Source organism: Candidatus Rokuibacteriota bacterium (assembly GCA_030647435.1).
GTDB lineage: Bacteria > Methylomirabilota > Methylomirabilia > Rokubacteriales > CSP1-6 > AR37.
Genome location: JAUSJX010000027.1, coordinates 1 through 6,892 on the forward strand (window position 1 = coordinate 1; position 6,892 = coordinate 6,892).

General features: G+C 66.3%; 7 protein-coding genes. All 7 read right to left on the reverse strand.

From position 1 onward, the window contains the following. Positions 1–813: hotdog fold thioesterase (locus Q7W02_04960; protein ID MDO8475539.1), on the reverse strand; the 813-nt coding region annotated here is incomplete at its 3' end. A 19-nt stretch (positions 814–832) separates the two neighbouring features. After that, a complete protein-coding gene (locus tag Q7W02_04965; GenBank protein ID MDO8475540.1) occupies positions 833–1,174 on the reverse strand; it encodes a hypothetical protein in 342 nt (113 codons plus the stop codon). 86 nt (positions 1,175–1,260) lie between these two features. Continuing rightward, the gene (locus Q7W02_04970; protein ID MDO8475541.1) at positions 1,261–1,908 is read right to left on the reverse strand and encodes a hypothetical protein; all 648 of its coding nucleotides are present in this window, start codon (positions 1,906–1,908) and stop codon (positions 1,261–1,263) included. A gap of 124 nt (positions 1,909–2,032) precedes the next feature. Next, positions 2,033–2,437, reverse strand: a complete 405-nt coding sequence (locus Q7W02_04975) for an ester cyclase (GenBank protein ID MDO8475542.1) — start codon at positions 2,435–2,437, stop codon at positions 2,033–2,035. A 309-nt stretch (positions 2,438–2,746) separates the two neighbouring features. Further along, positions 2,747–3,931: a CaiB/BaiF CoA-transferase family protein gene (locus Q7W02_04980; GenBank protein MDO8475543.1), complete on the reverse strand. Its 1,185-nt coding sequence runs from the start codon at positions 3,929–3,931 to the stop codon at positions 2,747–2,749. 98 nt (positions 3,932–4,029) lie between these two features. Beyond that, positions 4,030–5,634, reverse strand: coding sequence for an ABC transporter substrate-binding protein (locus tag Q7W02_04985; protein MDO8475544.1), 1,605 nt, complete (start codon positions 5,632–5,634; stop codon positions 4,030–4,032). Positions 5,635–5,732: 98 nt separating this feature from the next. Then, entirely contained in the window at positions 5,733–6,797 is a 1,065-nt protein-coding gene (locus Q7W02_04990) for a TIGR03617 family F420-dependent LLM class oxidoreductase (GenBank protein MDO8475545.1), read from the reverse strand. Between the last annotated feature and the right edge of the window lie 95 nt (positions 6,798–6,892).

Below are 6,892 nucleotides of genomic sequence, written 5' to 3' on the forward strand. Positions count from 1 at the left end.
CGTACTGAAGAGCAATTCCTCCGACCGTTGCTGGACGTGGGCGTCGGCCACCACGGCCGCCGCGGTACCGCTCGGATAACTCACCTGCATGCCGATGGTCGAACCGCGCGCGCCTTCCCGGCGTGGCACCAGCGACAACGAGGCGGTGACAGCCGCAATATCCACGATCGATGCCAAGGCGCCCGCGTGCAGCAGCCCGCGCTCGTCCATGTGCATGGCGGTACATGGCATGTGCAGACGCACACGACCCGGGCTCTGGTGTAGCGGAGTGATATCCAGCTTCCGCACATAACCGTGAAACAGGCGGTGGCCAGCAGGGGGAATCAGCGGCGTGGGAGCCGGCAGCAGGGCGTGCTGAGCCCGCAGACGCGGCGTCTGCCCGGCGTAATCGGAAGTCTGGTAGCTCAGCAGGCCCTGGCAGATCGGGTTGCCGGCCTGGGAGCGCAGCGCGACGTCGAGGAAGACCAGGCCGCGCCCTCGCCGCAGGACCAGCGCCTCCGCCACCACATCCTCTTCGGCCGCCGCGGCGAGGTACTGGCCCGAGCAATCGACACAGCTCAGGTGGGGGTCCGCGTCAAGATCCACTCCGGTCCAGGCCGCCAGCGCCCCGGCCATGGTCAGCAGCGAGGCGCTCGCACCGCCATTCAAGACACCGGCTACGTTCAGATGTTCGGGACGATACGGCAGCACGAGAACGGCACGGTCATGCGCCACTTCACTGATGGTGACGCCCAGCCATTCCGCAAATGGGACCTGGGCAAAACGTGCTTGCGCCTGCTCGACGCGCCGGGAACTCTCCGAACGTGCCGTCATCCGTGGTTAGACAGCCGCCTCATGACGTCGGCAACTCCTTCTCGTAGAACTCGATCATCCCGGTAAGGTGCTCCAGGAGTTCACCAGGCACCGCCGTTCGATCCACGATGCCCGCGGCGATCGCATAGGCCACGGGCGCCACCAGGTTGGAGGCGTTATAACGCAGGAAGAGTTCGCGCGCCGGGCCTTGATGGAATCGGTGGATCAGATCGCTCAACTCCCCGCTGTCGAGGCCGCCGTGTTCCCAGCGCTTGAAGGCCTCGGCGAGCGGTAGGAGAGCCCGACGCAACTCCTCCTCGTGAGCGGCCGATGCGTACTCGCGGAGAAGACGTTTCACTCGTTTCGGAATGTCACCCGCCACTTTTCCGTCCCCCTGTCTGCCTAACGCGCGCTCAGCGGCAGGCGTGAGCCGGGCCGCTGGAGCCTATTGTCAGCCGGGCCGCCGGATCACTTCTCTTCATCGAAGTCGAACCTCGGGCCCGTTACGCCTTGGAACTCTATCAGCCGAATGAAACCGTGGCCAACGGCTCTTGAAATCATTGCCGGACCGGCACTATGGATGGACCAGGCGACGAGCCCGTAGAAGTCATCGGCGAAGCTGAAGAGAGTCTCGAACTCCGCATGTGATGGAAGGACCCTGATCGCCGCCTTAGAATCACTGTGCGCGTCAATGGTATCCCTGAACAGCTTGAGCCGGCCAAGTGATTCGGAATGAATCCCAACGAACAATCCCAATGCCCCTCTGAGGTACGACCTTGCCTCTGTTGGCGGCACGTGGTTTCCGTACTTTCTCCCAAAGGCGGCGAAGTCTCGTTTCTGCACATCAGACAACGGTGTTACGGGGAGCGAATCGATGATTCCGGGGATCGAGTTCAACTCGTTGCGAGTTGACGACTCAAACATCTTGCAGATGTAGAGCGCGAGAGCCTCGTGCGCTGATTTCTGAAGATATCCAAGAAGCGCGGCACTCATCTTGGACTCGCGGAGCGCGCCAAGATTCAATCCGATGATCCGGTGGATGTCGACATGGTCACGCAACTGTGCGATTAACTTCAGGAGTTCGATGTTCTTGGCATCTGCCTTTGGAATGCGCATCTCAGCGCGATCGCATCTGTTGCCTAACGCTGCGGTCAGCGGCGGCGGGCGAGCAGCGCGAGCCCGACGGCTGCTGCACTGCGGGGTTGGACATCGACGCTGCCGCGTCCTTCCCGGCCACTCTTCATGTGGGCAACGCGCCCAACTGCTGCAAAATGCTCAACTCGTCAGCAACGGTCCAATCTTCCACGATCCGGCCCTCGGAGAAGCGGACGATGCTGATCTGCGTCCATTTCACCTGCTTGCCCGTCGGGGCAACCCCGCGATACGGGCCCCGGTGGGTGGCGTGCCATGTCCGGCGCGTGGACACCTTCTCGCCTTCGGCGACCTGATCCTCAACAGTAACCTGGATGTCCGGGAATGCGACACGGCGGCCGGCCAGAGTCTGCTTGAGCGCCTCGCGAGTGACCACCTGCCCGTTGAAGAGCACGGTCGGAGCGAAGATCTCGTCAACCACATTCAAGTTCTGCTGATTCCAAGCTTCCTCGAAGAACCGTCGAACAATCACCTTATGCTCTTCGAGCGTCATGCGTGCTCCTCCGTTGATGTCCAACGCTCAGTATCTTGAACTGCGATATCCGGCTGCGTAGTTCTGTATAGCGCGACGAACGAGCCCGGCCGGGCTCCGTCGGCACCCGCGTTTTCGCGAACTTGCAGGCCACGCCTTCGTTCCGTTGCCGTGATATACCGCGAGGCACTGCAAGATAACACCTGGGCCGCCGCGGCCAGCCCGATGTGTTTCCGGGCCTCTGAGGTCATCACAGGAACATCCGATTGGCAGGACTGCGAACCCCGGCATGCCCTGTCGCTGTTTTCCTTCCCATTCCTCGTTGCGCGCCTAGGCCGCCACGCCGCTTCGCCGGAGTGCCTCGATCTCCGCCTCGCAGTAGCCGGCTTCGCGCAGCAGCGCGTCGGTGTGCTCGCCCTTCTCGGGCGCCGGACACTCGATGCGTGCCGTCGCCGCCGAGAAGGTCAGCGGCGCGCCCAGCAGGTTCAGCTCGCCCAGGCGCGGATGCGTCACGGACTGCACCAGGCCGGAGGCCCGCACCTGCGGGTCCGCGAACACCTGGTCCATGGAATTGATAGGGCCACAGGCGATGCCGGCTGCGTTCAACAGCGCCACCCAGTGCTCCGCCGGCGCCGTGCGCGTGAGGGCAGACAGCGCCTCGGTAAAGGCCGCCCGGTTTTCCGTCCTGGCCGCGGCGGTTGCGAAGCGCGGGTCGGAGAGCAGTTCCGGCGCGCCCATCGCCTCGCAGAACTTGCGGTACTGGCCCTCGCCCGAAGCGCCGATCACGATGCCGCCATCGGCGGCCTGATACACGCCCATCGGCGTCGTGTAGGGATGGTCGTTGCCGGTCTGCCCCGGCACCTTCCCGTCTACCAGCCAGGTCACCGCCTGGAAGTCGAGCATCGCGATCTGCGCCTGCAACAGCGATGTCCGCACCCACTGCCCCTCGCCGGTCGCCTCGCGGTCCAGCAGGGCGATCAGGATGCCGATGGCGGCGAACAGGCCGGAGCACAGGTCGGCGACCGGGATGCCGGCGCGCATCGGCCCCTGGCCGGGCATCCCGTTCAGCGACATCAGCCCGCCCATGGCCTGGGCGACCTGGTCGAAACCCGGCCGGTCGCGGTAGGGCCCCTCCTCGCCGAAGCCGGAGATCGAGGCGTAGACGAGGCGCGGGTTGACCGCCCGCAGATCGTCGTAACCGATGCCCAACCGGTGCTTCACGTCGGGGCGGAAGTTCTCCACCAGCGCGTCGGCGCGCTCGGCGAGGCGCTTCAGCACCGCCACCCCCACCGGCCTCTTGAGGTCGAGGACAATGGAGCGCTTGTTGCGGTGCAGGTTCTGGAAGTCCGACCCGTCGCGGGCGCCGGTCATGTCGTCTTCGCCCGGCCCCTCGACCTTGATGACCGAGGCCCCCCAGTCCGAGAGCTGCTTCACCGCGGTCGGCCCGGCACGCACCCGCGTCAGGTCGAGCACGCGAAAGCGCGCCAGCGGCGAGCGGAGCGCGCTCCCGCTCATGCCGCGCGCGCGCAACGACGACTCCGCCTCGGCCCCGCCGCGGTAGGCGAATTCCGGACGGCGCGTAGCCTCGATCCTAAGCGGATCATTCGATATGGCTACTCGCTGAGCCAGACCGTGTCAAGCTGGCAGTTCAGGAAGTGGCTCGGCGTGATCGTCCAGCCGCGCACCTTGGACAGGTGCGGGACGATCCGGTTCCACTGGAACGTGTGGATGAAGTGCACTTCCTCGTCGTACAGACGCTTCTCGAACGCCCGGAGGTATTTCCGCCGCTCTTCCGGGTCGATGGCGCGGGACTGCTTCTGGTACAGCTCGTCCATCACCGTGTCCTTGTGGCGGCTGAAGTTCACCGGCGAGGTGGTGAGGTACCAGTGCAGGTCCATGTCGGGCTCGACGATGGAATTGCACGGGGCGTTCGTCGAGACCTCGAAGTCACCCGTCTTTTGCGCTTGCAGCCACCCGGCCGACTCGAGCACGTTCTGCTTGACGGTCACGCCGATCTGGCGCCATTGATCGATGAGCCAGACGCCCACGGGCTCGTACGGCTGTGGCACGGCCCGGTTCAGAAGCGTGAAGGACAAGTTCTCGGCGCCGGCCTCTTTCAGCAGGCGCCGCGCCTCGACGCGCGCGGCGTTGATGTCCCGGCCGTAGCCCGCCAGCTTGCCAAGCTCCTCCGGTGGCGTGGCCCACGGCGTCCCCGGCACCTGGATGCCGGCCACATCCTTCACGACCGCGATCCGCGAGAGCGCCTTCGAGCCTTCCCAGCGGTCGAGGGCGAGCGAGAGCGCCCGGCGCACGCGCTTGTCGTCGAACGGCTTCTTCTGCTGGTTCATCGCCACCTGGATCGAGCAGTTCCACGTGCTCTCCTGGACGGTGATCTTGCTGCCGAGCGCCGTCACGAGCGTGTCGCGCTGCGCGGGGGTGAAGCCGCGGAACTGGATCATCGCGCGTTCACCGCGGATGGCCGCCACCTGCGCCCCGGCGTCCGGGATGAAGACCGCGCGGTAGCCGTCGAGGTAGGGCTTGCCCTTGTCCCAGTAGTCCGGGTTCTTCTTGCCGATCCAGTGCGAGCCCCGCACGTACTCCACGAACTTGAACGGGCCGGTCCCCATCACGTTCTTCTCGTACCAGTGAATGTCCTTGGCCAGGATGTCGGCCTTGTAGATCCAGTTCCACGGCGAGGACAGGTTGGCGATGATGGACGCCTCCGGCCACTTCAGCCGGAACACCACGGTGTCGGACGTCGGCGCGTCCACGGCCTCCACCGCCCTGTAGGCGGCCTTGCGGCTCGAGACGACGCCAGCCGGCGGGAAGATGATCTTGTCGTAGGATGCCTTCACGTCCCGGGACGTCATCACGCTGCCGTCGTGGAACGTCACGCCCTGGCGCACCTTGAAGGTGTAGGTCCGCTTGTCGGCGGACACGGTCCAGGACTCCGCCAGGTCGCCGATGAACTTCGTGCCCGTCTTGTCGAAGGGATCCACCCGCAGGAGGGTGTTGTAGTGGGGCCCGATCGGGTGGAGCATCGCGAACGTCTCTTCCCGGTGCCCGTCGAAGCCCGGCGGCTCGGCGGCCACCACGAAGACCAGCTCGCCCCCGGAGCGCGGCTTGTCCTGGGCGGAGGCCCGGACTGCCGGTCCGAGCGTCGCGATGATGGCGAAGCAGGTCAGGATCCACAGTGACGGTGTGACGCGCTGCCTCATGGTTGACCTCCGATGATGTGAAAGGGTGCCGCGCATGTTAGCACAACGCGCCGTCGCGGGGGTGACACGCCGGAGGAGCGGCGCAGCGCCGCCCGACGTCATCGGCGCGTGGGCGCCTGCAGCTCTCCGATGACGCGGCGAAGCCGCTCGGCGTCGCCGGGCTTCCGGACCGGGAGGCTGAACTCGATCCGCGTCGCGAAGTCGCCGTAGCGCCGGAGGATCTTCTGCGCGACGTCGTCCCAGCTGCCGACGATGGCGATCTCCTCGATCATCTCGTCGGAGACGTGGCCGGGCATCTCCTCCCACCGCTGCTGGACCGAGAGCCCGTGGAGCTCCTCGACCAGTCCTTCCCACCCGTGGGTCTCGAACACCGCGCGGTACGTGCGGGTCGAAGCGTAGAAGGCGATGCGGGCGCGGACGTCTCTCAACCGGTCCGCGCGCTCGCGCTCGTCGTCCCCGACGGCGACGAGCGGGCTGATCGCCACCTCGAAGCCCTCGAGCGTCCGCCCGGCGCTCCGGGCGCCCGCCTCGACGTGCGGCAGCATGACCTCCGTTATGAACTTCCGCGTCGTGATCGGGTGCGGCCGGATCCCTTCGCAGGTTTCCCCTGCGAGCCGGCAGATGTGCTTGTTGATCGCGGCCGCGTGGATCGGGACGTGCGGATGCTCGATCGGTCCCGGGTTGAAGAGCGGGACCATGACGGAGAGGTTGTAGTACGTGCCGCGCACGTCGAGCGGGGTCCCGCGCTGCCAGCAGTCCCAAATCGCCCGGAGCGCGCGGATGTACTCGCGCAGGCGCGGGACCGGCGGCGCCCACCCGATGCCGTAGCGCCGCTCGATGTGCCCCTTGACCTGGGTGCCGAGACCCAGGATGAACCGCCCGCGGCACAGCGTCTGGAGGTCCCAGGCCATCATCGCGGTGATCGTCGGGCTTCGCGGAAACGCGATCGCCACCGCCGTGGTCAGGTCGATCCGCTCCGTCGTGGTCGCCGCCAGCGCGAGCGGGATGAACGGATCTGTCTTGATCTCGCCCGTCACGAACCCGTCAAACCCGAGCGCCTCGATCTCGCGGGCGCCGTCGCGCACCGACGCCAGATCCAGCTTGGGCGCGCCGCGCAGCCCCGGATCCAGCTTGCCGAGCGGTAGCTGCGTCTCGACCTTCATCCTGTGCCTCCTTCAAAGGGCGGTCAGCGCGAGCTCCAGGCGCCCCTCGGTTTGGCGCGCCACGAGGCTCTTGCCCCAGGCGGCGGCGTCCGTCG

Excerpts from the sequence above, each read along its gene's own strand:
- Q7W02_04970 (MDO8475541.1), bottom strand. The coding sequence starts at position 1,908 with ATGCGCATTCCAAAGGCAGATGCCAAGAACATCGAACTCCTGAAGTTA.
- Q7W02_04975 (MDO8475542.1), bottom strand. The coding sequence starts at position 2,437 with ATGACGCTCGAAGAGCATAAGGTGATTGTTCGACGGTTCTTCGAGGAA.
- Q7W02_04980 (MDO8475543.1), bottom strand. The coding sequence starts at position 3,931 with ATGAGCGGGAGCGCGCTCCGCTCGCCGCTGGCGCGCTTTCGCGTGCTC.
- Q7W02_04985 (MDO8475544.1), bottom strand. The coding sequence starts at position 5,634 with ATGAGGCAGCGCGTCACACCGTCACTGTGGATCCTGACCTGCTTCGCC.
- Q7W02_04990 (MDO8475545.1), bottom strand. The coding sequence starts at position 6,797 with ATGAAGGTCGAGACGCAGCTACCGCTCGGCAAGCTGGATCCGGGGCTG.